The sequence below is a fragment of the Paenibacillus sp. FSL R7-0026 genome (assembly GCF_038004485.1).
Classification (GTDB): domain Bacteria; phylum Bacillota; class Bacilli; order Paenibacillales; family Paenibacillaceae; genus Paenibacillus; species Paenibacillus xylanexedens_A.
Map to the genome: position 1 here is coordinate 267,559 of NZ_JBBORG010000002.1, position 22,679 is coordinate 290,237.

21 protein-coding genes and 1 pseudogene are annotated in these 22,679 nt (G+C 48.2%); 1 reads left to right on the top strand and 21 read right to left on the bottom strand.

Annotated features, from left to right (window positions below):
* Window positions 1–86 precede the first annotated feature (86 nt).
* From MKY44_RS30150 to MKY44_RS30240, 19 genes and pseudogenes are all read right to left on the bottom strand, one after another.
* Window positions 87–1,091, bottom strand: coding sequence for an ABC transporter permease (locus MKY44_RS30150; RefSeq protein ID WP_341010190.1), 1,005 nt, complete (start codon window positions 1,089–1,091; stop codon window positions 87–89).
* A gap of 208 nt (window positions 1,092–1,299) precedes the next feature.
* Entirely contained in the window at window positions 1,300–2,946 is a 1,647-nt protein-coding gene (locus MKY44_RS30155) for an ABC transporter substrate-binding protein (RefSeq protein ID WP_341010313.1), read from the bottom strand.
* A 926-nt stretch (window positions 2,947–3,872) separates the two neighbouring features.
* Window positions 3,873–4,820 carry a glycoside hydrolase family 25 protein gene (locus MKY44_RS30160; RefSeq protein WP_341010191.1) on the bottom strand — a complete coding sequence of 316 codons (948 nt, stop codon included), beginning with the start codon at window positions 4,818–4,820 and terminating at the stop codon, window positions 3,873–3,875.
* Between the two features lie 368 nt (window positions 4,821–5,188).
* Entirely contained in the window at window positions 5,189–5,677 is a 489-nt protein-coding gene (locus tag MKY44_RS30165) for a phage holin family protein (RefSeq protein ID WP_341010192.1), read from the bottom strand.
* A 146-nt stretch (window positions 5,678–5,823) separates the two neighbouring features.
* Window positions 5,824–6,375, bottom strand: coding sequence for a hypothetical protein (locus MKY44_RS30170; RefSeq protein WP_341010193.1), 552 nt, complete (start codon window positions 6,373–6,375; stop codon window positions 5,824–5,826).
* A 1-nt stretch (window position 6,376) separates the two neighbouring features.
* Window positions 6,377–6,994: a hypothetical protein gene (locus MKY44_RS30175; RefSeq protein WP_341010194.1), complete on the bottom strand. Its 618-nt coding sequence runs from the start codon at window positions 6,992–6,994 to the stop codon at window positions 6,377–6,379.
* The gene (locus tag MKY44_RS30180) at window positions 6,995–7,876 is read right to left on the bottom strand and encodes a tail fiber protein (RefSeq protein WP_341010196.1); all 882 of its coding nucleotides are present in this window, start codon (window positions 7,874–7,876) and stop codon (window positions 6,995–6,997) included. It abuts the gene before it with no gap.
* Window positions 7,876–8,466 (bottom strand): YmfQ family protein, encoded by a 591-nt coding sequence (locus MKY44_RS30185; RefSeq protein ID WP_341010198.1) that lies wholly within the window; start codon window positions 8,464–8,466, stop codon window positions 7,876–7,878. Before MKY44_RS30185 ends, MKY44_RS30180 begins: the two co-directional genes overlap by 1 nt.
* A gap of 137 nt (window positions 8,467–8,603) precedes the next feature.
* The gene (locus tag MKY44_RS30190; protein ID WP_341010200.1) at window positions 8,604–9,743 is read right to left on the bottom strand and encodes a baseplate J/gp47 family protein; all 1,140 of its coding nucleotides are present in this window, start codon (window positions 9,741–9,743) and stop codon (window positions 8,604–8,606) included.
* Between the two features lie 4 nt (window positions 9,744–9,747).
* Window positions 9,748–10,203 (bottom strand): DUF2634 domain-containing protein, encoded by a 456-nt coding sequence (locus tag MKY44_RS30195; RefSeq protein ID WP_341010202.1) that lies wholly within the window; start codon window positions 10,201–10,203, stop codon window positions 9,748–9,750.
* Window positions 10,196–10,606, bottom strand: coding sequence for a hypothetical protein (locus MKY44_RS30200; RefSeq protein WP_221819082.1), 411 nt, complete (start codon window positions 10,604–10,606; stop codon window positions 10,196–10,198). Before MKY44_RS30200 ends, MKY44_RS30195 begins: the two co-directional genes overlap by 8 nt.
* Window positions 10,599–11,585 carry an XkdQ/YqbQ family protein gene (locus tag MKY44_RS30205; protein ID WP_341010203.1) on the bottom strand — a complete coding sequence of 329 codons (987 nt, stop codon included), beginning with the start codon at window positions 11,583–11,585 and terminating at the stop codon, window positions 10,599–10,601. Before MKY44_RS30205 ends, MKY44_RS30200 begins: the two co-directional genes overlap by 8 nt.
* Window positions 11,582–12,215 (bottom strand): annotated as a pseudogene (locus MKY44_RS30210) (LysM peptidoglycan-binding domain-containing protein). Before MKY44_RS30210 ends, MKY44_RS30205 begins: the two are co-directional and overlap by 4 nt.
* 56 nt (window positions 12,216–12,271) lie before the next feature.
* Window positions 12,272–13,954, bottom strand: a complete 1,683-nt coding sequence (locus MKY44_RS30215) for a hypothetical protein (RefSeq protein WP_341010205.1) — start codon at window positions 13,952–13,954, stop codon at window positions 12,272–12,274.
* A 182-nt stretch (window positions 13,955–14,136) separates the two neighbouring features.
* Window positions 14,137–14,571, bottom strand: coding sequence for a phage tail assembly chaperone (locus MKY44_RS30220; RefSeq protein ID WP_017690174.1), 435 nt, complete (start codon window positions 14,569–14,571; stop codon window positions 14,137–14,139).
* Window positions 14,572–14,747: 176 nt separating this feature from the next.
* On the bottom strand, window positions 14,748–15,155 hold the full coding sequence (locus MKY44_RS30225) for a phage tail tube protein (RefSeq protein WP_036611426.1): 408 nt from the start codon (window positions 15,153–15,155) through the stop codon (window positions 14,748–14,750).
* 222 nt (window positions 15,156–15,377) lie between these two features.
* On the bottom strand, window positions 15,378–16,841 hold the full coding sequence (locus MKY44_RS30230) for a phage tail sheath subtilisin-like domain-containing protein (protein WP_341010206.1): 1,464 nt from the start codon (window positions 16,839–16,841) through the stop codon (window positions 15,378–15,380).
* On the bottom strand, window positions 16,841–17,041 hold the full coding sequence (locus MKY44_RS30235) for a hypothetical protein (RefSeq protein ID WP_017690177.1): 201 nt from the start codon (window positions 17,039–17,041) through the stop codon (window positions 16,841–16,843). The genes MKY44_RS30230 and MKY44_RS30235 overlap by 1 nt, the downstream gene beginning before the upstream one ends.
* Window positions 17,042–17,203: 162 nt before the next feature.
* Window positions 17,204–18,127: a hypothetical protein gene (locus MKY44_RS30240; protein WP_341010207.1), complete on the bottom strand. Its 924-nt coding sequence runs from the start codon at window positions 18,125–18,127 to the stop codon at window positions 17,204–17,206.
* Between the two features lie 433 nt (window positions 18,128–18,560).
* On the opposite strand from MKY44_RS30240, the gene MKY44_RS30245 reads away from it, so the two are divergent.
* Window positions 18,561–18,905, top strand: a complete 345-nt coding sequence (locus MKY44_RS30245; protein ID WP_341010209.1) for a YfjL-like protein — start codon at window positions 18,561–18,563, stop codon at window positions 18,903–18,905.
* Between the two features lie 4 nt (window positions 18,906–18,909).
* Here MKY44_RS30245 and MKY44_RS30250 read toward each other — a convergent pair whose 3' ends face one another.
* Together MKY44_RS30250 and MKY44_RS30255 are read right to left on the bottom strand one after the other, a co-directional pair.
* Window positions 18,910–20,760: a DUF4127 family protein gene (locus MKY44_RS30250; protein ID WP_341010211.1), complete on the bottom strand. Its 1,851-nt coding sequence runs from the start codon at window positions 20,758–20,760 to the stop codon at window positions 18,910–18,912.
* Between the two features lie 945 nt (window positions 20,761–21,705).
* The gene (locus MKY44_RS30255; protein ID WP_445670703.1) at window positions 21,706–22,665 is read right to left on the bottom strand and encodes a hypothetical protein; all 960 of its coding nucleotides are present in this window, start codon (window positions 22,663–22,665) and stop codon (window positions 21,706–21,708) included.
* Between the last annotated feature and the right edge of the window lie 14 nt (window positions 22,666–22,679).

The following is a 22,679-nucleotide window of genomic DNA, read 5'->3' on the forward strand; positions in this document are numbered from 1 at the left end:
ATTACACTCAAGCACTACGATTGCAGTACCCTCTTCCGATCGCTGTTATCCCCAGATTTTATTGATCCACCTTATTAAGGGAGTCCCTATTTATAACTAATCCGCGGATCAAACACGGCGTAGAGTAAGTCCACAATTAGATTGATCACCACGAAAAAGAACGCCACGATCAGAATGCCACTCTGGATCACCGGATAGTCCCGAGAACTAATCGCTTCATATATATAACGTCCCACGCCCGGCCAAGCAAAGATCGTTTCGGTCAACACCGCACCCCCAAGCAACGATCCGGTCTGGATACCGATAACCGTGAGCACGGGAATAAACGCATTTTTGAGTGCATGTCCATATATAACAAAAAACGGACCCAGTCCCTTCGCCTTTGCAGTACGAATGTAATCGGAACTCATCACTTCCAGCATGCTGGAACGAGTCATCCGGGCAATAACAGCCATTGGAATCGTTCCCAGTGCAACACTTGGCAGAATCAAATGTTTCGTTACAGTCCACAACTGATTCCATTGTCCAGCAATCATCGTATCCAGCACATACAAGCCCGTAATGGCTTCCACCGGATCACGCGCATTCATGCGTCCAATGGATGGCAACCACTGTAACTTGTTCGCAAACAGCCATTGTTCCATCAGACCGAGCCAGAAGATCGGCATCGATACACCCACCAAAGCAATGACCATACAGCAATAATCAAACCAAGAGTTGTGCTTCCATGCACTCACAATCCCGGCATTCACCCCAATAATGACAGCAAACAACATACTCGCCATCGTTAATTCAAGGGTTGCTGTCAGATAAGGCACAATTTCCTGGGCAATAGGCACCTTGGTGCGGATGGATGTTCCCAGGTCTCCTTTGAGCAAATCGCCCAAGTAGGCGAAATACTGCTGGAACCAGGGTTTATCCAGACCGAGCTGGTCACGAAGGGCCTGCTTGGATTGTTCGGTTGCCTTTTGCCCAAGTATGGTCTCGGCCGGGTCACCCGGAATGGCGTGGATGATGGAAAAGACAATCAGGGTCATGCCCAGCAGCACAGGCAGCAACACAAGCACACGTTTGACAATATAGCTGTTCATTCCTGTTCACCTGCCTTCGACATATCGTGCAAAAATAAAAAGCGCCGGCAGAAACGCATGCTTTGGATAGTTACGTCCGGATGTGGGTTCTGCCAAGCATTTCGTCTAACCAGCGCTTTGTAAGAAAGAATTAAAACGTAATCACTCCGAACTGTAGTGCCATCTTCAGATCACAGTTATCCTGAGATCGATAAGTTCAGCTTACAGCTTACTCGAAATAAGCACCGGCATAGGATTCGGTGCCCAGTGGAGAAGGGACGAAACCTTTCAGGTTGGCTTTACCCGCCAGAATTGGCGTCGTGTGTACCAGAGGAATCCATGGTGCGTCTTCCTTGATCATCTCCTGCGCTTGTTTGTACAGTTCAGCACGCTTATCCTGATCGGTTTCTTTCTGTGCACCCGTCAGCAATGTGTGTAATTCTTCGTTTACATAATAACTGCGGTTGTTGCTTGGAATGGCATCTTTATCCAGCAGTGTATACAGGAAGTTATCCGGGTCACCATTGTCACCTGTCCAGCCGAGCATGTAAATGTCGTCCTTCTCCCCGGCCTTTGTATCTTCGAGATACGTTGCCCACTCCGGTGATTCGATGGTGACGTTCACTCCGATTTTCTCAAAATCAGCTTGGATCGCTTCCGCTACCTTCTTGCCATCAGGCATATACGGGCGGGATACCGGCATCGCATAGAAGGTTAACGGATCAGGCAACCCGTCAGGGAAGCCTGCTTCGGCCAGTAGAGCTTTTGCTTTTTCCAGATCATATGGGTAATCCTCAATGGTATCGTTGTATCCCCACAGCGTTGGCGGCATAGGGTTGACAGCAGGCTCAGCTTGTCCAGCAAAGAATGCATCAATCAGGGCCTGCTTGTTCACCGCATGGTTGAGGGCTTGTCTGACTTTGACATTATCAAATGGTTTCTTCTTGAAGTTAAAGCCGATATAGGCCACGTTGAACGGTGGACGCTCGATCTTCTGCAACTCGCTGTTGCCTTCAAGAATGGACAGATCGTCCGGGTTCAGGTCTTCCATAACATCAATCTCGCCGTTTTGCAGTGCATTGAAGCGAGCGGTATTATCCGGAATGGATCGCACGATCACTTTGTTCAGCTTCGGCAGTCCTTCTTTCCAGTAGTCCGCGTTTTTCTCCAGGGTGATGGAGTCGTTACGCTTCCACTCTTTGAATACAAATGGGCCGGTGCCCACAGGCTCGCTCTTGAAATTTTCTTTTTTCTCCTGAATCGCGGTTGGACTGGCAATGCCAAATGGCGTCATCGCAATATTTTGCAGGAAAGGCGCTTGTGGTTGGTTCAATGTGAACTCCACCGTCGTCTCGTCAGTTGCCGTCACTTCCTTGATCACACGTCCATCCTCTGGACCAAACATGGAATCGTAATAATCGAAGGAATCTCCTTCAAATTTATATTCACTCGCCGGATCGCCCCAGCGGTTGAAGTTGAACACAACAGCCTCGGCATTAAAATCAGTTCCATCATGAAATTTCACACCGGACTTCAGCTTAAACACATACTTGAGTCCATCCGCCGAAATCTCCCAGCTCTCCGCTAGCCCAGGAATGACCTCTGTTCCGCCTTCCTTGTAGTCCAGCAATGAATCAAACACCTGATGCCCAATCTTCAGTGACTCCCCATCGGTTACAATCGCCGGGTCGAGTGCTACGGAATCCCCACCACGGCCCATAATCATCGTATCCTGTGCTACCGTTTCGGTTGGAGGGTCGGTTCCTTCCGCCGGAGCAGGCGTATTCTCTCCACTCTCGTTACTGGAGCAACCGGACAACACCAATACGGTACTTAAGGCCATCGTTAGAACACCGGACATCCATTTTTTTCTCATTCGCATACGTACAACACCCTTCCCTGTCTCATAATGTGTGTGATGCTGGCATGAAAGATCTCCAATGTTGGCAATCGGTTTGGTGCTATGTATCATATAAAAGGCTTTAGATGCCTGCGATACCTGGATTAATGTTCTGGGAAAAGTACGGCATGGATGAAATATAAAAATAGCATGGGACACGTATGGAATACAGGTAAATTTCAGATCGTGCACATGGATTGAGGACGTCGTTTGATTACTTTTATAGAAAATGAAAAAGGTTCAACAACGGATCTTGTGAGATGAATCTATGAAATTGAATGAGATTGTTGCGATTTATTTGAACTAAGGTCAATAAGCAACAGTGAACGGTTATGGACTGGTAAGAGCAAGTTCAAGTCAGTAGATTAGAAATAACAGATGGGCATATGAATACTACGCTGCTGGGTACCAATAAAGTCTGTTCCTTGAGCGGGTCGCGGGTCGTCTTGAGTATGCAGTGTGGGAGCTGGACTAGGTATCGTTTGCAATACGACGAAAGAAACTCAACATAGGCTAGGTTGTTTAGATCGTGTAAGTTTTTTTAACCGGTGGTTTTCTCTTGCAGATTGGATGTGTATAACGTATGAACGAGTCATCTTGAGATGTTGGATAGTACAACAGGGAGACATTACAATAACTTCTTATGTTATGGTTTTGTCATGATGAGGAGGATTGTGTAAATAAACCGTAGTGAAAAACAATTTCGTGTAACTTACTTTACATCACATTAATCAATTAGACAAGAGATTTACAGACATAAGTCTTCAACTTTATTATATGCGTCAATATTACTTACACAAAACACAAAAAAGGAACACAGTTCGACAAAAAGCGTCTTGTGTCCCTTCTCCATTTCATCCCTCTTCAGATAAGATCAACATTTTAATTTGCTAAGAATCAGCTCACTTTTTAAACAAACCTCTGCGATGCATCACGGTAATAAAACGGTAAAAATCATAACTCGCCCCATTATCGATGCTGAACAATGGATTTTTGGTGTCATATGCCAGCGCTGCATCCACAGCAGCTTTTGCCCATACTGGAACTTCCATTTGCTGACGCGCCTGCAGTTTATCAACCTGGGATTTGAGCGCATCAAACGCTGCTTTCTCTTCGGCTGTCATCGGTTCGCCCCCTTTCGGTGGTTCGGTTGGCGGATTCGGATTACTTGGATTCGTTGGATTGGATGGCTCCGGTGGTTTCGGAGTGGCAGCTGCGTACCTTGCTCTGAGTTGTGCCGCTGTTCCCTCGAATTCATTCATATCCACGTTGCCACTAATGCCATTCACCTTGCCTGAATCCGTATACTGCCAGAACGTCCAACGCTTCCATGCCGGCTGGTCTTCCGGTACACGGGTGTTGCTGTAACGTGCGATCCACAGATCGTATGAGCTGAGTGATGTATCAAAATTCCCGGCAAATGAATTGCCCGTGTATATGATCGGTTTCACACCTGTCAGACGTTGTAATTCGGTTAAAAAAGCTTTGGCAACTGTATTCATCTGTGCTTTGCTCAGGTTGCCAGGGTTGTTCTCGTAGTCCATGACGGGTGGCAGTTGTAACGCTTTGGCGCCTCCCACTTTGTTAAGTGTATTAGCATAATGCGTCGCTTCTGCTTTGGCACCATCTGTAGATGTCGCGCGGAAGAAATGGTACGTTCCGACCAGCATGCCCGCCGCCAGTGCGCCTGTTACATTTTTCTGATAATTTGGATCGGTATATGTCTGCCCCTCAGTCGCCTTGATGAAAACAAATGTCATGCCACTTGCCTTCACTTTCGCCCAGTCAATATTGCCCTGGTATCGAGAGACGTCAATGCCCTGTGTGTTGCCCGAACTTCTCGTTTGCATGTTTCTCACACCCTTTATGCGGCAAATTGCCGTTTGTATATAGTTAATGCGGTTGGATCAGGGGCTGCTTGTGTGCGTGTCCCTTGTTGATGGTAATAGCTATGTTCAATGAGTATCTATCATCTTAGGAAGAAATATCAAGCCGGTGCGCGACCGTTCCAGATACGGATCGTTCTTATGATCGCTGTTGTCTCCAAATTTTTATGATTTATTATTCTAATGGTTAAAATTTAGAGACAAAGGCGACCGCTCCGCTTCTTCAGAATCGATTCCGTCTCTTTCACTACTTGTAGGCTAATGATGCAGAATTTCGACTCTGTAGTGCTCTATATCTTGCCACAGGACAATTTTGAATGAATGCTGAGCCTTTACTTCGTTTCATCTCTAATCTGTTGATCAACGTCCTCATGATCTGACTGTACAAAAGATTCTCTGGAATCAGGAGTATAGTTACCTGAGATCCCCCCGGATCCCCCTTTTCCTTTAAGCACTTCAATGGCTTGCCGAATCACAGGCGGAATTGGAGCGCCCAACTTGCCCCCATTTTCAATAATGGACAATAACTCATTTGCGATATAAAAAAAGGCGACCGCATCCCTGAACAAATGTCCGTCTCCCAGAACACCGTCCACCAGATGAGCCACCGATACCATAGCAAATATAAATACCTTTCGTGCGATGCCGAACATGCCAACATTACTCTCTAACTTTCCACTCATACCCGCAGCCACGATGCCGGTTAGGTAGTCAAGGATGACGAATACGAGTAGTACGCCCAACATTCCAGACCAACCCCCAAATAAATAAGACACCAGCCAGCTACCTACGGCCAAAGTCCATTTCCCCACGTTCTCCAACTTCTTATCCCCACCTCTTTAAAATATATCCTCTGACCACTCCAGGCACAACAAATAAACACGATCCACTATCGGACGTGCTACGTCAACATATACATTCAATTGATTCGCATCCTCTCCCAAGACTGAGTTTTCTATTTATCGTGTTAAGCAGAAGTAACTTTAAATGATGACATGTACAAGCTTCCGCTCGCTGTACTTGTGTTACCAAATACATAAAAAACTAAATTCATTTGTCCGGCGTTCGGATCGAAAGACGGTGGTTTGGAAAAAGTGGAAACTTGCCACGACATAGTACCGCTTACATTGGTCGAAGTTAGACAGTAGGTTGCGTATGCAACTTCGTCCGTTTTTATACTTACACTAATAAAACTGACATTAGGATATGAGGCATACGCGGGCATGCTGTGCAAAGGCCAAATAACCCCATTGCTATCTTGTAGGCCTAATAAAAATTGGGTTCCGCTTGGACCTGATGCAAAGGAAACAGTCATTTTAGCAGAAACGGAAGTTGGAATCAGGCTAATATTCCTAGTTCCCGCAGGGAAGTTTGCCATTGTCCATCCTACACCATTAGCCCCATTACTAAATGTCGCTGGATTATTATTATAAAATGGTGTTGTAACAGTTGTTTCCACGCCGGAACTTGGACCATCAATCGAATAATTATCTAAAGTGAAACTATCAATTTTTGGCATATCACGTCAGCTCCTGACCTGTAATGTAATAATTTACCCCACTGCCCATACCCGTTATGATCTCTCCTGCCGGGAGTATGTGGTCCATGCAAGGGACAAGAATAGCGTTATACGATTTTATTACGTGTGATTGTAAAATTTTGAATGTACCAAATTCGATGGTGACCGCCCGATCCACGCTGGTAGTGCTGCACAAAATCATGCCCTTAATTATTCTATCTTTTGTGGATGATGTCACGAGTGTTTTAGATGTGGGATCCATGTAGTTTGCTCCCATGCGCTTCACGCTCGCGTAATCAACATCGGTAATGGTTGCTTCTATTCCACAAATATAATAACTAATTGCGTTGCCCATACTCACATTTATCGTTACCATCTCAGTTGGGCCTAACCATTGATCCATAACCGGGATTAAGATTGTATCGTATGGTTTGATGAAGTAGTTATACAATATTTCAACTCCGGCTATTCTAATAATGACCGTGACGCTCGAATTTGATGTGTTGCAAATAGTGAATGATTTTAAGATTGCGACTCTATTCGATTGGACAGTGTACGCCGTTTGGGTACCTGGTGATGGTATAATACCAGCACCCAACCTCTTAGTTATAAAAGCCAATTACAACGCCCCCCAAACATTCTGTCTTTTTGTGTACTCGAATAGCGCCAGGTCGTCAGCTTCGGCTGTATAAGGCAAGTCATAACCGTATTGACTGTGTGCAAACTTAATTCTTGTAATAGCTTTTATGCTTCCCGGCAACAACGCGCCACTTGTGGATACCACTAAACGAATTTTAACGTTTGTCACTCCCGCTGGGATGGATATATTTGATGATTTCCTATGCCATCCGGTATTTAGGTTTGCTAAAAGCGATCCAACATTCACGTCATCAGCAGCATTTTTAACTTCAAGAAATAAATTGCCTGCAGTCATTCCTGTTGTATAGAACATCGCTTGTAAATTGTATAATCCAGTGCCTACCGCGAATACAGCAGAATCTAGAATTGCAAACTGATTAGCTGCCACTGAACCATTCACCGCAAAATATTTTAGCCCTTTATAGTTTATAGTTGGAATTACTGACCAAGGGGAAGAACCGATATCAGACCATCCATAAAGCCCCATGTTTGCTGCTGAATTTTGAACAGTATTAGATGAGTCAGCACCTACAACAGAAGCTATCGCCGCATTAGCCTTTGTTGTTGCATCTGTAGCTGCTGCATTAATCGCTTCCTGCAGGGCATCATTTACTGCCTTTTCAGTTGCTGCATCAGTTTGGGATGTTCCGTTTGTTTTATTAGACAATTTCACCTTACCTTTTACCATAAGGGATGCATCCGGTATGTCCATCTCGCCCATCATTCGGCGTAATGCTTCCACTTCCTCCTGCGTCGCCACACCTGCATCAATCTTTTCAAAAATTCCATTAATACTCTCCCGAGTCACATTCTCGTTCCCCAAGGGAAGAGGTAATTTCAGTCGATCGGTTTCTTTTGGCATTACGCCCACACCTCCAGTTCATTCCACGTCAAGGACGCGGTATCGAGTTCGTCCCATGTCATCTGTTTGTCGTCCAGATCATCCCAGACCAGATAACGATACTCATACTCCACGGCCATGTGGGCCGGTTTCAGTTCATCAATTGCACGTTTGAGATCATCGATATTGGGTGGAATACCCATCGTATCCACAAAGCTCACCGTAAAACTCCACGCTTCCGGTTGAAAAGTTACATCCACCTTGCCCCCGGCATAAGCCTCAGCCACATTCGTAACCAGCCTGCCCGAGAACTTTCCTGCCCCGCGCAGCTTCGACTCCACCACGGCACGCCTTTGTTCCACAGGTTTGAGACGATCCGTCTCAATGCCAAGCTCTTCTTCCCAGAAGTCCAGCCCCCACGTCGCCGTGCGGACAAAAAACTGCTCCAGCGTCTCATCCAGCGCCTTGTACAGCAGATCCATTTCACTGCCTTTGGCCTGCATATCGGCCTGCATAACGCGCGAAGTCTCATAATACCTTGGCAAATACGAGAATAATTCCCGCCCTTTCTCACTCGTCAGTCCAACATCTGCAATAGAAGGAGCACTCATGCCCTGTCCCCTCCCTTCCTTTCACATCAACAGGGAGCGTTTCGCTCACTAGATCCAACCCAGATCGACGTATTTCTCCCAATCTTTCTTGGTCTCCGCACTCCAAAACTACTTCCTCATCCACCATCTGCCCAACACTACTCATTCACATCCACCGTCCCCAGCACCGCCACCTGACTCGCGGTCATCTCGATATTCTGGTCGCTCACACCGTTCACGGTAAGCTCCGAATAGTCGATAATCGGCGGAATATCCAATAGAATCGCGGCAATGCGAGTGTAACGAACGAGTGGATCGGCAAAAGCCAACTGTTTCAAATACGCGGTCACCCCGCGTTCGATCAATGCCCGTACATCGGCCAGTGTCGCATCACTTGCCAACGTCAGCTTCACCTGAATGTTCATCGGCACTTCTTCGGCTGGCATCACGGACACCACTGGCCCCGCCGGTGCAACGCCTTCACCCTGTCCATCCTGCGTTGGGTCAACATACTTCTGCACCGCAGTAACTAAATCGGTGCCCGCAGCGCGCTTGTCCGTGTCCAACAAATACAATCCCACCGTGCCAGGCCCTTGCCATAAAGGAATGACACGCGTTGCACCAACGCCTGGTACTTCACTGGCCCATTGCACATATTGCGATTTGTTGCCGCTTGTCCCTTGGTTGCGGACTTTGGCATAAAAACGTTCCAGCAGTGCTGTATCTGCCTCAATATCTGCACCGCCTTTAATCACTTCAACGTTCGTGACAGAGGTCACGCCACTTACAGGTGTAGACAGCACAGTTACCGTGCCCGCAGGTACATTGCTTTCTTTTCCGGCAACAAGCGCTCGCACACCTACCACCCCGGAGCCCTCTGCATCCAGTTCCAAACGTCCCACTGTCTCATATTCGAGCGAAGCTTCAGCAGATACTTCATCCGCGAGTGTAGCCACGACCGTTCCCGCAGGAATCACCTTGCCCGGCGTACCCGTAAACCTCACCGCACCTTGTGCCGCCACCGCAGCCCGCCGAGTAATGCCGTGCTCTCCCGCCCGCAGATCCAGCTCTTCCGAACGAAAATTCGGATCACTGCTCGCAGCCGTACTTGCAAACCCTCGCCGCAGTAATTCCTGCGCCCACAAAGCCGCTTCAGACATCATAAACGCAACCGAAGCCTCCGCATCCCACAGAAACGAACCCTCCGACTTATCCAGATCCGCGGGCAGACGATCCAGCATGCGCTGCATAATCTGTTCCTCCGTCTGGTCCTCCAAATAACGCGGAATCTCAGCCATCCCGTCAGATCACCTCACTTTCCAGAATAAACATCTCTTCCTGCACACTCGCCACCCGACACGAGAACATACACTGCTCCCGATTCCAATCAAACGTGAACTGGTCTACCGATTCCGTGCGCGGATCAGCCAGCAACGTCTCCGTCACCATCCGGGTAATCTCACTTTCCATCACTCCCCGGCTGTCACCCTGCCCCACCAGATCCTCTAGCTCCGAACCATAGTTTCTAGAATAGATCACATGTCTGTACCGCGGGGTTTTCACCGCCTTGATGCACCACTGTATCCAGGCTTCGTGTGCACCCGCCACAGCTACTTTGCCACTTGGGGTTAGCACAAAATCCCCTGCATCATAATCGAATCGCCAGCTCCGCCCAAAGCGTACCTCTTCCGAAGCCACCCCCGACAGATCCTCCTCATCCCCCCATACCACACCCATTTCAGGGAACAAACTAGGCATTCGCACTCACCACCTTACACAGCACCACAATGTCGTTACCACCATTCACCCGCATCGCCAGTACGCGATCTCCCGCTTTTAATCCCTTACCAAGAGACCACACCGCTTCTTCCACTTCCTCTTCTTGCAAAAGAAACCGTCCCGTGCCCGTTGTTCCGCCGTTTGCCACGTCAGGTATACCGGAAATCGCGCCAGCAGCCTCGCGCTCCGGTAGTCCAAGCGTGCCCGGCAACTCGGCCACGAGATAATCCTGCACTTCGTGCTTGAAATCATCCAGCTTCACGCCGGATGAGGTCATCGTACCCAGTACCGCGCCCAGCCCGCTCACGGCCTGACGAGAATGTGTACTCATCGCACCCCGCATGACGTCGGCAAAATGCCCATACGGATCATCTTTATTCAAGGTAATACCTCCTTTTCACCAGCTCAGCCGTCCCCAGCTCTAACGTCATCGTTCCAGATCCGGCAGACAGATCACGGCTTACCGACATGACGATTAGCTTCAGTCCTTTCAACAACACCGCGTCCCCGGCGCGAATCGTATTCACATCCGGTGCGGATATCGTGAAGGTCTCCTGAATCCCCGTCAGATGACTTTTCGCCAGTTTTTTCGCCGCGGTTGTCGATTTCACCTGATCGTCTTCGATCAGCTTTTGTAATGTGCCCAGTTCTTCCACACCATTCTGCTCAATCGCGAGCACTTTGGAAGGAACTTCTTTGCCACTCGTAGACTCCGACGCTGCCATGACTTTAACTTTGGTAACCGCTCCTTCGAGCGTACGCATCTGGGTCAGATCAATAAGTCGATCCAGCTCATACACCTTCGCATTACTGCCCACCTTGAATAGCTGCAGCCCACCAGGTGTCATCCGTGGATGGTACATGTCCCCACCAGACTTGGCCGTTTCCTTCAGATCGGCAAAGATCATCGAAAAAATCGTCTGTGATCGATACACGGCTTTGCCCAGCTTGGTCTTGGTTTCCGGCAGTGCAGCGTATGGAATCTTCCACTCTTTGGCGTAGGTTTTAAGTCTCTGCGTAGCAGTCTGATCTTTCGGCAGCAGGAACTCGTCCTCCGACTTTTCCAGATAAATCATCCGGTCGTACACCGTGAGGGACAGCCGCTTGGTGCCGCTGTTGGAGCTTTCCACCTCCCAGATGACCGCGGGATACAACAGATGAACCATTGATTTTTCGCCAAAAGGAACCCCGCTAATCCGCACCGCCATGCCCGGTGAGATCGAAGGCAGACCGGAAGACGCAGACACCGCCAGCCGGATGTTGGCCTGATAAGCAATCTGGTCGAGCGAGTCCTTCAGCGTAATCGTCTCCACGAGCTTGGTGATGTCATATTTGTCGTCGACAATGACCTTGTAGGTCATGGCATCACCAGCTTTTGTCCGGGCTTGATCCGGTTCGGATCACTCCCGATGATCTTTGCGTTAAGCTTGTAGATCTCGTTCCATTTGGAACTGCTGCCCAGCTCCAGCTTTGCTATTTTGGACAGGGAGTCACCAGATTTGACAGTGTAGGTCTTGCTGGTTTTTTTCAAATCGGTACGAGAACCTGACTTGCTCCCCGATGCCGCAGAGCCCACCTTTTCCACCTTGGAATCACGCCATGTTCGCAGGGTAAGGTCGAAGTAAATATCCCCTGTCTCCCCCCCCACGAAAGCTCGAATTAAGCGAAACAATAAAAACAGGCACGTTCACACCCGTCTCTGAAATGATGAAACGCAGCGGCTTTTTGGAGATCAGGAAGGTGTTCAGCACATTCATCGCCACACGTGGATCCAGAAAAGATTTTTCATCCATGCAATAGGACGGATCAAATCTTTTGGGAAAAAAAGAAGAGAAGGTGATCTCCTTCACCTTCTCCCCTTGTGCAAAATCAAACTCGCCATGCTCCAACATATTGACCGTTTCATATCCCTTAGACCTGGAAATATTAACTTCTTCAGGGTTCACTGGGAATTGAAATGGAGTGTTGCCGTCCTTCAACGTAAATGACATTTTGTTAGGACCAACTTTATCTTCAAGTACTGACATATCTGCGGCCTCCTTTCTGCTTAGGCCATAATTGTTTTGCGATTTTGCATCGCACGGCGGAACTCGTTAGAGATCCGTTGCCCCACCTGGTGAGAAACTGCGTCATAATCAATAGCGTTCTCCCGAACGGTCACTTGTACCGTACCCGGTGCAATATTCACAGCAATCTGGTTCGTCGTTTCCGTTTTGAAATCCTTAAGGTAACCTGCCAGACTGCTCATCTGTTCTTCGGAAATACGCACTGTGAGCGGCGAAGCTTTCTCATTGGGTTGACCCGCGTTATTCATTGCTACCGCTTGGGATTGCATCACACTTGTTCCCATAAGACCCGCAGCCGTCGGTGAACCAAATCGATTGTTCATGTAGGCTTCTGGACCGGTGATCGATAGAACTGCCGGCCTGTTTGGAGGCGGCATCTGAGGTGCTATCGGTGGAGGGGGTGGTGTCTGCGTTGCTACAGGTGTTGAGGGTGACGTTATGACCGCTGCGGCTGGGGCGGTCTGCTCTTCCTTTTTAGAACCGAAACCAAAAAAACCTGCAACCCCATTGAACAAATTCGTCGTTTTCTCCGCCACGTAACTCGCTCCCTCAGAAGCAAATTTTGCTACTTTTGAGATGTCTTCCGCGTTGTTTTTTAGGAATCCACCTACCTTGTCACCCAGCCAACCGCCTGCCTTTTCACCCAGCCAACCGCCTATTGAACCGCCCAGCATGTTCCCAACCACCGGAATTGGAATTACACTGCCAAGTACGGTACCAATAGCTGTTCCTACTGCATTACCAGCAACCGAACCCACAGCACGGGCACGATCCTCAGGTGGGGCGCTTGCAAGTTCTTTAATATTGTTATACATACGGAGTGGTGCGAACAATTTTCCCGCTCCTTTAACGAGGTTGCCACCAAGCTTGCTTATGATGCCAGACCCACCACTGCCTCCTGCCCCACTTCCACTTCCACTTCCACCGCCACCAAAGAGACCTTTTACATCGCCCCACAATCCATCGAATCCACCGATCAAATCGGACCCTGCGGACGAGAAATCGTTCACAAAAGCAGCTCCGCGTTTCGTAACTTTCATAGCCTTCTTCCACTTTTTACCTGGGGTAGATGGCCTTTTGATTTCGTTCCACAGCTTTTTCCCACTACTCCTGGCAGCAAACCCCTTTTGCACTCCAGATGAAATCGATTTACCTCGATCAAACATACCTTTCATCTTTTGCATAAAGGTTTTAGGTTTTGCTTCGGTCGCTGGTGCCGCTCCAATATTGATAGAGTCTATCTTGGTACTCAGCATATTAATAGATTGGGTATTAGTATTCAAAGCATCGATCAGTGGCTGTGAATTCACATTAACGGATACACCTGAAATCTGGTGGCTGACTTTGAGTTGCACACTAGCTGTAGCATTCAACATCTTAGATCGGATTTGCTTCATTTTTCTCAACAAACCATTTAATGCTGGAGTAGCACGGTCAACCAAATCAACCGTCGGTGTAATTCGCAGCCTGCTGATTCGCACAGCCATACTATAAATATGCTCCAACCTGCGTCCTGTCGTTCTCAGCTCATTGTTCACCTTGATCAGACTCTGGTAACGAACTCTGCCCAGACGTTCGGTTGAGCGTTGGATCTGATCCAGATAACGAAGGGTTGTCCGCATTTCCGCATTAGATTTAGACAAACCTACAATCATTTCTGCCATTTTTTCACCTCCTGCCCTATTTCGTTATCGATTCATTTGCGAAGTTATCGCTGACATCTCCTCTTCCGAGAACGCAATTAACAGCGAGCGCTCCCCGCGTGGCAAAGACCAGAACTCTCCGGGCCGGAGATGATGACGCACCCACATGTGATATAGGAACGTGGTCATCCCGCCGGAGTGAATCAGTTTTTTAGGTCTTCAATCTCCACACCGAAGCCGGACAGCTCCAGCACTTTATCACCTACGGCATCCAATTCACCAGCCAGCAACATACGACGTACTGCCTGTTCGCCACCGGACAACTTCATGCGGCCGGTAATGCGTGTGTCACCCCAGCCGGACAATTCCAGGCTGCGGACTTTCAATTTCACCGTTGCTTCAGAGATGAGCAGCGCGTTAAACGTTTCGGTATCCACCTTTTCCTCGGTGCGGCCTTTGGTCGTTTTCCGAATCGTACAGCGTTCGCGAATGTGATCCACTTTGGAAGACGTCAGTCCACGCAAGGTCAACAGCAGATCCAGACGCTGAATGCGCACATTCTCCTCTGGCAAACGTTCTGCTGCTTCAAACAACTGATCCAAAATCTGTTCTTCGGACATATTTTCATTCATACTCATTGGGCGTTATCTCCTTCTTATTTCACTAATGGGTTCATCTATGACAGCTTCCAAGCCTGTAGAGACAACAAAGAGACCGAGATCATCTCGGTCTACAATGGTGCCCTTATTATTAATGAAGTAACTATACAATCACGCTTGAGCAAACTAGCTCAATCACTTGCCTATTTGAAAGTTTAGTTCGCCACAATCGGATTCAGCAATTCAAATCCTTCAAACGTAAAGCCCGTTTCCTCCGGTACTTCCTCACCCGCTGTCCAGTTGGCAAGCTGAATTTTATCCACCATGCAACCTCTCAGCAAAACACTCTCATGTCCATACGATTCAGGGTCGTTCAGCTTGGAAATAATCTCGAATTTGGTGAAGCCGCGCTGGATCATATCCGAAGTGACTTTGTAGCCCGTCATCGTGCCTGTTCCTTTTTTTGCGCCATTTTTGTGCACCTTCCAGTCGTTACCGACCAGATTCAGCTCACGCTTTTCAATCTCCACACTCGCTTCCAACTTGTTAATGTTTGTCTGCCACACACCATCGATATGCAACTGACCATGGGTACCGAGAATTACTCTTGACGCATCCAACATATATTTTCCTCCTTGGGTTCGTTGAACTAATAAATATTACACGGTATAACTCCGCAGTCAGAACAATCTTCCGATCGCTGTTATCCCCAGATTTTTTTGATTCCTTTTCAAAAAGGGAAAATCCGGTGATAAAGGCGAGCGCTTCGCTTCTTCAGATTTTTTCTGCCCTCTCCGTTATCGTGTAAACCATCAGTTCAACGTATAGTAATTATTTTAGAAACCTTATTGCACGTAAAATGTACCAAACAACTGCTCCATTACATCCGTCAGCTTCACATTCCATTGCAGGAATACCTGATCCGCTTCCGGTTTGAGAACTGGTGCCGTGCCATAATACGCCGGGTCAAGAATGACATCATAACCGTCAGCTTCAATCACATTGCTCTGTGCGAGCAGCGACAAATAGGCCTTCATGGCACTAATCAGTGCTTGACGACCCTCTTCGGTATTGTTTACTTTACCGATATACGTATCTTCCGCGGAACGTTGCAGATCCGTGTTAATGGCGTCCAACACACGAATGGAACGGATTTTTTTCCACGCATTATTCTGTCCAGCGGCTGGCGTTACCAGTGTGTTTACACCGCGAAGTGCTTTCACCTGACGTCCATCATGGAAGAAAATAAATACACCATTCTGTACCGCTTGCTCCTGTTCTGCCCGCGTCCAGCGACGTGTCACATCATCGAACGGAGTAGCTGCATAGGTTGTGGATTGGTTCAGACGTTGTCCGGCGATCAGTCCTGCAACATAGGCGGACGTTTCCGCCGAGCTGTAGAATGCATCTCCAAGGCGTACGCCTGTACCGACATTAATCACACCTTCATGGTTAAGCGCAAGCGAACGTGCTGCCGCTTTTTGTGCTGCTGTAGCAGAGGTATCATCTGCTGCGGAACCGCCAAATACAGCCACCACAGGTTTACCTTCACTGCGTACACGTTTCACCCATGCCGCAAAACTCGCAAGCAGAGGTGCATCAGCCGCCTGATCCAAAGCCAAGACGTCGAATTGCTCCCCTTCCAGCGCACCCTGTACAGCAATGTACTCTGCATTGGTCAGGTCATCGTTGCCACTTACGCCACCTTTGAATGCCGCACCCGCAACGGCAGCAACCACGCCAGTACCATCGCCAATCGCCTGAGCCGTTACCCAGACATTTTGTTCATCCGCGTTAATCTCTTTTGCCAGAGAAGCTGCTGTAATATCCGCTGTCAGGAGCGCATACAACATCCGGTTCCCTTCGAAGAGACGCACTTCATGTTTCGTATTATCAATCACGCCTGGCTGGATGGTGACGTAGAATCCATTCGCACGATCCCCCGGATACTTCGCATCCAGCTGCAGCACATTGGCATCACTGCTGTCTTTCAAGGTAAGCGTAGCTGCTTTGGCCGCTGCACTTGCTACCCGATAAGCGAGCAACTTCTTCGGCCCACCCAACAGGGCGAGCTTCAAGGACGTATAAGCTGTACCGTTATCCAGCACATTCGCCGCATAAATACGTTCAATCGCCGTTTCGCTCCCTACCTCAACAAAAGCCCCTACAGGACCCCAGTTTGCCTTGATTGGCACAACGACCGTTCCCCGCGTACCTGCTTGAATGGCCGAAGATGCTGCCGCCTGAAAATTCATATATAATCCCGGAAGGACCGGACGATTCGTTTGCTCCCAAGTTCCACCTGCCATTATCCCTTCACCTTCGCTTTCATAAATTGGTTAATTCGTTCTTGCGTTTCTTCAATGGAAAACGTCTCTTGCGCCGCTTCATACAGCGCACCGTACAGCACCTCTGCCTTAACGGCAAAGAGGGCTTCTGCATGATTCATCAGCTCGGCCCGTGTATACCGCGGGGCTGTCTGTTTACTTTTTTTCACTGAGCTTGCCATCGCCATCTCACCTCATTTGTTGGACTACTAATTTCGTGAACATTGATCTTTAAGCGTAACCTATGAATTTTCGACCCTATAAACCTATGAATTTGAAGCTATATCAATCTACTCAAAGCTATAATCTGGAACTCTCTAATAGAGGCTCCTCTCGACTAACGTTTACTCCATGCCTTTGCTATGGTGAATCTCACGAATCAAAGGTACATTTGTACCCGGACGACGAATCCGCTGTTGCAACGTCAGGCGAATCTGTCCGTTCAGATAGGCATCTGCCTGTAAATCTGCCGTGACTTCATCCACTGTGATATATCGCGTGTTACCTTCCTGCTCTTCGCCACCCGTTTCATTGACGGCGAGACGAGCTTGGACCGCAAGTTGCTCTACCAACCGAGTAACGGTCTGGCGTGTTAACACCGAATGATCGGTGAGCACATGCCCAATCCACTGTTGTCGAACCTCCAATGCCGAAGTGCCCGCCACAGACGTGCTGCATCCGGCCAATCGCCATAACACAGACGGCATCTCATATCCTCCAGGCCAGACATCACCATATACCGACCAGTTCGAGCCAAGCTCTTGCTGTGTCCAGTCTTGAAGCGCAGCTAGCCACGCGTCACCTGTTTCAGCGAGGACAGCTCCCGAGTCTTTGGGAACATACACCCCGAACCGCAGACTGCGCGTAAGCATACCAGACCCGGCATCCACCCGGTCAATATCTGAAGAACCCAGATAGATACAGGTGAATGCCCCATCTGCTTCATCCACCAGCCTTACCTGGTGTAACCCTTCGATTAGATGGGCTGACCATGCTTCCACTTGTTCAGCGCCTCCATCTTCCGGACGAGCGTATGGTGAGATTTTGATGATCCGTCGATATCCCGCCCAAGCAGACTTCGGCACTTCTTCGGCAAACGCAACCACTGCACAAGGCCCGGTTAACACTGCGCCTGACGCAGGTACATCCAGTACATGACCGTCCCAATCTGGAACAAGTACCGCGAGTTTCTGTTTCAGCGTTTTTTTAATGAGCGTACTCATTTTACTGGTACTCACGGTAGTGCTAATTTCATTTCTCATAGACACATTCATTTCGCCCCCTTTGGCTGCAAGTTTGAGATCTGCCCACACCATGCAGCGTCAATGCAGCAGCAGTAGGCTCCCCCTTTTAACTCAGAGTCTGTATTCCGACCTAACCAGTACCGGGACTAATTCACCGCATCAAAAAGACCGGCCACTTGGCCGGTCTGTACATTAGCGTATGTGCTTTCGGTGCGTCCCTTGTTATTGATCCGATAATACAATCTTATACCCTTTTATTCCTAGCGCGGATGGTGTTCCGTACGACTTCGGTGCGATTAAGGGCGTCGTTCGGGTGGAAAAAAGACGATTCTGGAAGCATCATTTTAAAGAATAAATAATTAAGCATTAAGATCAAAAAATTGATAAATTTATCCAAATATATTAATATTTCATTATCAAATTCGTTGTCGCTTACGTAAAAGAAGGAGAAATACCTATGAGTAAAACTTTCAAGATCACTTCACTTGTCATCTTATCATTTTTACTCGGGATATCCTGCTGGGCTTACATCGGACTGCTTGGTAATCCGCTCAAGAAAAATGATGCTGAACAACAGGTAACCACTTACCTGATTGAACAGAAAGGTTACTCACCCGAACAGCTTATCGAAGTACAAGGTACTTACTCCTCAAAAAGTTCTGAAGCACCTTACGGTGCCTCAGTAACATTCGCGGATGAACTCGAAGCGAAGTATCAATATATCATTTTTAACAACGGAGAGATTAAGCAGTACAGTCATACCAGTGATGATCCCAAACATGAGGAGCCCATGGTGAGATAACCGTTTAGTTCAGCGTAACTTGCGGGTTCAACGTAATCTCAAATGCACGCCCCCAAATGAAATCGGGATTCGCATATTCCAGCAGCGCACTAGCATACGTCGCGTAGGACAATTCGTCATTACAGATCTGCTTAATCGCCACATTTCCTGTCTGGAAGGCTGTCTTATTCCCGAGTGCCGTTGTGTAAGTTTGCATCAAGTCACGGAGCAATGTTTGCAAATGGGCATAGTCTTCCTCTGAGTTGAACAGCAACATATTTTGATCCGAAAGTGTAGCCACGTTGGTATACAGCGCATGGGCTCGGGAATACGTGCGGATGTCCGCAATCGCTACCGCTTTGTAGTAATAATCCTTCAGGAATCGCTTAAACAACAGCGAGCCATGCGCATTCATAGCATCTCGCAACTTATGCTCATGCTTCTCTGTTGTGATTAACGCGTACCTCGACTGCCCCATACCTACAGCAATACCGATCTTGTTACCTGGTGTATTCCAGGCACTATAACCCAGAACCCGCCCGGTATATGGACTGTTTAGCAACGCTTCGGCAACATCAACATTGGCTGGTCCTTTACCCACAAAATCAATCAATACCGAAGGCAGACCTTGCTCACTATTCAGCGTCAGTTGCTCCAACGCAGCTTGCACCTGATCCAGAGCGGTAATGGCAATAATCTCGATGTCGATGCCCGTGTTCTCTCCGGAATTACCCGGGTGCCCCTTCGTCATACGATCCAGTTCGGAGGCCATGTCAAACGGGACAACTTGATCGGCTGCTACAGCCACCAGCTGTTCATTTTCCAAGCCAGCACCCACATCCGTCACCACCTCAGGTTCAGGATATGCCGAATCCGCTACAAGGACACCACCTACAATATCCACATGACGAACCACATTCTCGTGTACATCCATGTATTCATACGTGTTAATGATGGTATTGCCGTGAGGACCAAAATATTTCACTGCGTAACGTGTCCTCGCCCCACCTCGGAACAACTGGTTAGCCATGCGAGCAACCAAAGCGTGCCCCAGACCATCCGCATCCGGCAAGATGATAGCACGATCCGGATTTTGTCCATTGGTTCCACCCAACCATTCATTGATCCGCGCTTCTACATATTTGATTTCATTGATCTGAACACCCTGCGTGTTGGCATCGTCGACTCCAACTGCAAGGAAATCGATATAACCTGTGCGAGCCAGCTGATCCAGAATGTACAGATTTGTTTTGAATTTATGCTGTCTTGTATTGTAATACTGTTCTTTATCAAAATAGGTCGTTGTCCCATATTCCACTCCATCCGGGGACAGGTTATAACCTTCGATAATATCCTCAAACTCAGTGTATGTCTGACGTGGCTGCTGCATCAACGCACGGGACTCATTATAGGCATCAAGCGCCAAGCCATCTGCAAACGAGGTCGTAGCCAAACGCATGATGGTGTCCATTACAAATACGGGTTTGCGTGGGTATTTCTGCTTGATCACACGAATCACATCCAGCAAACGATTGGTTTCCTCATCGTACTCAGGATAGGCGCCTCCTCCATCTTCGCGGAGCTGACGACTGCCAATCAGACCGCCATAAGCGAGCATATCGGATGAGATAATGAATCCGTCGACCTTGGCAGCATGTTTCAGAATAAAGTCGTGAATCTTGGACGATTTGCCATAAACCGGCGTGGAGGTGCCGAGCAGCGTTGTGCCATCTACAGTTTTCTCCGAGTCCAGACGATTCTCAATATCACTCAGGTTTGGTGTAACGATATGGATACCGGCTGCTTTCCCTTGCACAATCACATCATCCAGATTCGCTGGACGATCATCCAGTGGAACATACAATACTGTTTTCATATCACGTAGCCTCCTGTTATCTGTTTAGTCTTTAATACCCGATCAGGGCAAGGATGCAATCACCGAATTAAAAAACCGGCCCCCTAGCCGGCTGTACGTTAGCGTATGAGCTGTCGGTGTATCTTCCTTGCTGCTGATCCGATAATACCATTTTACCGCCTTTTCACACTCGCGCTGATGGTAAACGGGATGAATTACGCCTAAATGTAGTCGTGTCCGGGGCGGACAATTGTCGGTTTTAATCTGACTAAAACTAATGTGGTGCATTTCAATTCAAACAAGCTATACGATGATGGATTTTTGAATTATGGGTGCCCGTGTCCAAAAAGCTTGAAGTCCCAGCCCGCTAATTTTGGCGAATGGATAGATGATAAAGAACACAGGACGTCTTATTTGGCATTCAGGTTCTCTTTTTAAATTATAAGGAACATCAGACACCCTATTTTCTAAAAAACCTGACATTAACGCTGAAAATGGCTGTTTATTCTAATATAACGTGTCTCAGATTCCTCAGATTTCTGTAGACGCTTCAAATCCTTGAATAAGACGCCTCCGATTCGTTAGCTCCCACTCCCTTAAGGCTTTGCTCCAACCGCAAACCGGAGGGGAGACCTCGAATCCGTCTGGAGCAGAGCTCTGCATGAGAAGGGAGACAATCCGCCTTTTACGATATCACGAGCGTTTCTCGCACATGAAGGACATGGGCTCGTAAATGAAGGGTGCGTTCTCGAACATGCAGCGAATGGTCTCGCAGATTCAGGATACAGTGCGCTTGCCGACTCCGGACAAATTAGGATCCGCTTCGGCTTTCAGTAGCTTGGAATATTAACGCTAGAACACCAAAAAGCACCTGCCAGCCTTGGCAAGTGCTCTTCATTTTGATTCTATATCATTGGTTCCATATCGTTCGTTTTATATCGTTTGTTCCATATTGTTGGCTTTATCTCACGCGATGATATAACGAAAATTCTCCCATGTTTCCGGTACGGGCTCCCCGTTCTTGGCATGATGATAGAAACTGAACGGAAATTTGAATACATGGCCTCCGTACCAGTCACGAGAGCGTCTATCGGTGAGCCAATATTCCAGTTCATGAGGGAGCGCCACTGATCGTTCAGCCCGCTCCAGTGGCAGCAGGTCTACGGGTGATTGCAATGTCGGCATCTCCTGTTCAATATTCACATCTCGGCTTAAGCGTAGTGCCTTCACCATGGTAAGGAAAGGCGGAATGCCTTTGTGGAATAATGCCGGATAACCCAATTCATATAATATGTTAAGCGCATGTCCGTAGGTGAGCATATGACCAATTAGATCATGATGTGCTTCCGCGTGATATATGGTCTGGAACGCACCAAGCTCATCCAGAATCAGGCGTGACAACTGTGTTGGATCTTCGATCTCAGGGAAACCATCGCTCTTTTCCGGTTTGAGACTGCGAATTTCTTTGACGGTCGTATTCATCCAGGATCTTCCTGGGATAGTTCGATCGAATGAATCGATCAGTTCAACCAGCCGACCAATATCCTCGGCAGTACCCCATCCATCCAGTTCGCGAATGGCCTTCAGACTGATTGCCCCGTAGATGGCCTGGTGTCCAACCCAGTGCAGCTCTCCAATCGTTCGATCCAATGCGTCCGTAATACGCGCTTCGGCATCTTCCCTGGGCATCATTTCACCAATCGGAGAGGTCTGACCAGGGCTGATTCCATGCTGGCGAAGCATGGCTTTTGCTTCGGCCGTAACACTGCCGGCGGCAAGGGCAGTGAGACGATTTTCCCGTAACCAAAAATATGCCGCAATCGCACCCGCCCCATAATGGGCGTGCCACAGATCTCCTGTACGTTCCCGACTGGAAACGATAATCGCTAGTCCATCTTCCAACAAACGTCGATCCAAGCTTGCCACCACCCTTCATCATA

What these genes read in the sequence shown, in the direction of transcription:
- MKY44_RS30150 (WP_341010190.1), bottom strand. Translation starts at nt 1,091, where the DNA reads ATGAACAGCTATATTGTCAAACGTGTGCTTGTGTTGCTGCCTGTGCTG.
- MKY44_RS30155 (WP_341010313.1), bottom strand. Translation starts at nt 2,946, where the DNA reads ATGAGAAAAAAATGGATGTCCGGTGTTCTAACGATGGCCTTAAGTACC.
- MKY44_RS30160 (WP_341010191.1), bottom strand. Translation starts at nt 4,820, where the DNA reads ATGCAAACGAGAAGTTCGGGCAACACACAGGGCATTGACGTCTCTCGA.
- MKY44_RS30170 (WP_341010193.1), bottom strand. Translation starts at nt 6,375, where the DNA reads ATGCCAAAAATTGATAGTTTCACTTTAGATAATTATTCGATTGATGGT.
- MKY44_RS30180 (WP_341010196.1), bottom strand. Translation starts at nt 7,876, where the DNA reads ATGCCAAAAGAAACCGATCGACTGAAATTACCTCTTCCCTTGGGGAAC.
- MKY44_RS30185 (WP_341010198.1), bottom strand. Translation starts at nt 8,466, where the DNA reads ATGAGTGCTCCTTCTATTGCAGATGTTGGACTGACGAGTGAGAAAGGG.
- MKY44_RS30190 (WP_341010200.1), bottom strand. Translation starts at nt 9,743, where the DNA reads ATGGCTGAGATTCCGCGTTATTTGGAGGACCAGACGGAGGAACAGATT.
- MKY44_RS30195 (WP_341010202.1), bottom strand. Translation starts at nt 10,203, where the DNA reads ATGCCTAGTTTGTTCCCTGAAATGGGTGTGGTATGGGGGGATGAGGAG.
- MKY44_RS30205 (WP_341010203.1), bottom strand. Translation starts at nt 11,585, where the DNA reads ATGACCTACAAGGTCATTGTCGACGACAAATATGACATCACCAAGCTC.
- MKY44_RS30215 (WP_341010205.1), bottom strand. Translation starts at nt 13,954, where the DNA reads ATGGCAGAAATGATTGTAGGTTTGTCTAAATCTAATGCGGAAATGCGG.
- MKY44_RS30220 (WP_017690174.1), bottom strand. Translation starts at nt 14,571, where the DNA reads ATGAGTATGAATGAAAATATGTCCGAAGAACAGATTTTGGATCAGTTG.
- MKY44_RS30225 (WP_036611426.1), bottom strand. Translation starts at nt 15,155, where the DNA reads ATGTTGGATGCGTCAAGAGTAATTCTCGGTACCCATGGTCAGTTGCAT.
- MKY44_RS30230 (WP_341010206.1), bottom strand. Translation starts at nt 16,841, where the DNA reads ATGGCAGGTGGAACTTGGGAGCAAACGAATCGTCCGGTCCTTCCGGGA.
- MKY44_RS30235 (WP_017690177.1), bottom strand. Translation starts at nt 17,041, where the DNA reads ATGGCAAGCTCAGTGAAAAAAAGTAAACAGACAGCCCCGCGGTATACA.
- MKY44_RS30245 (WP_341010209.1), top strand. Translation starts at nt 18,561, where the DNA reads ATGAGTAAAACTTTCAAGATCACTTCACTTGTCATCTTATCATTTTTA.
- MKY44_RS30250 (WP_341010211.1), bottom strand. Translation starts at nt 20,760, where the DNA reads ATGAAAACAGTATTGTATGTTCCACTGGATGATCGTCCAGCGAATCTG.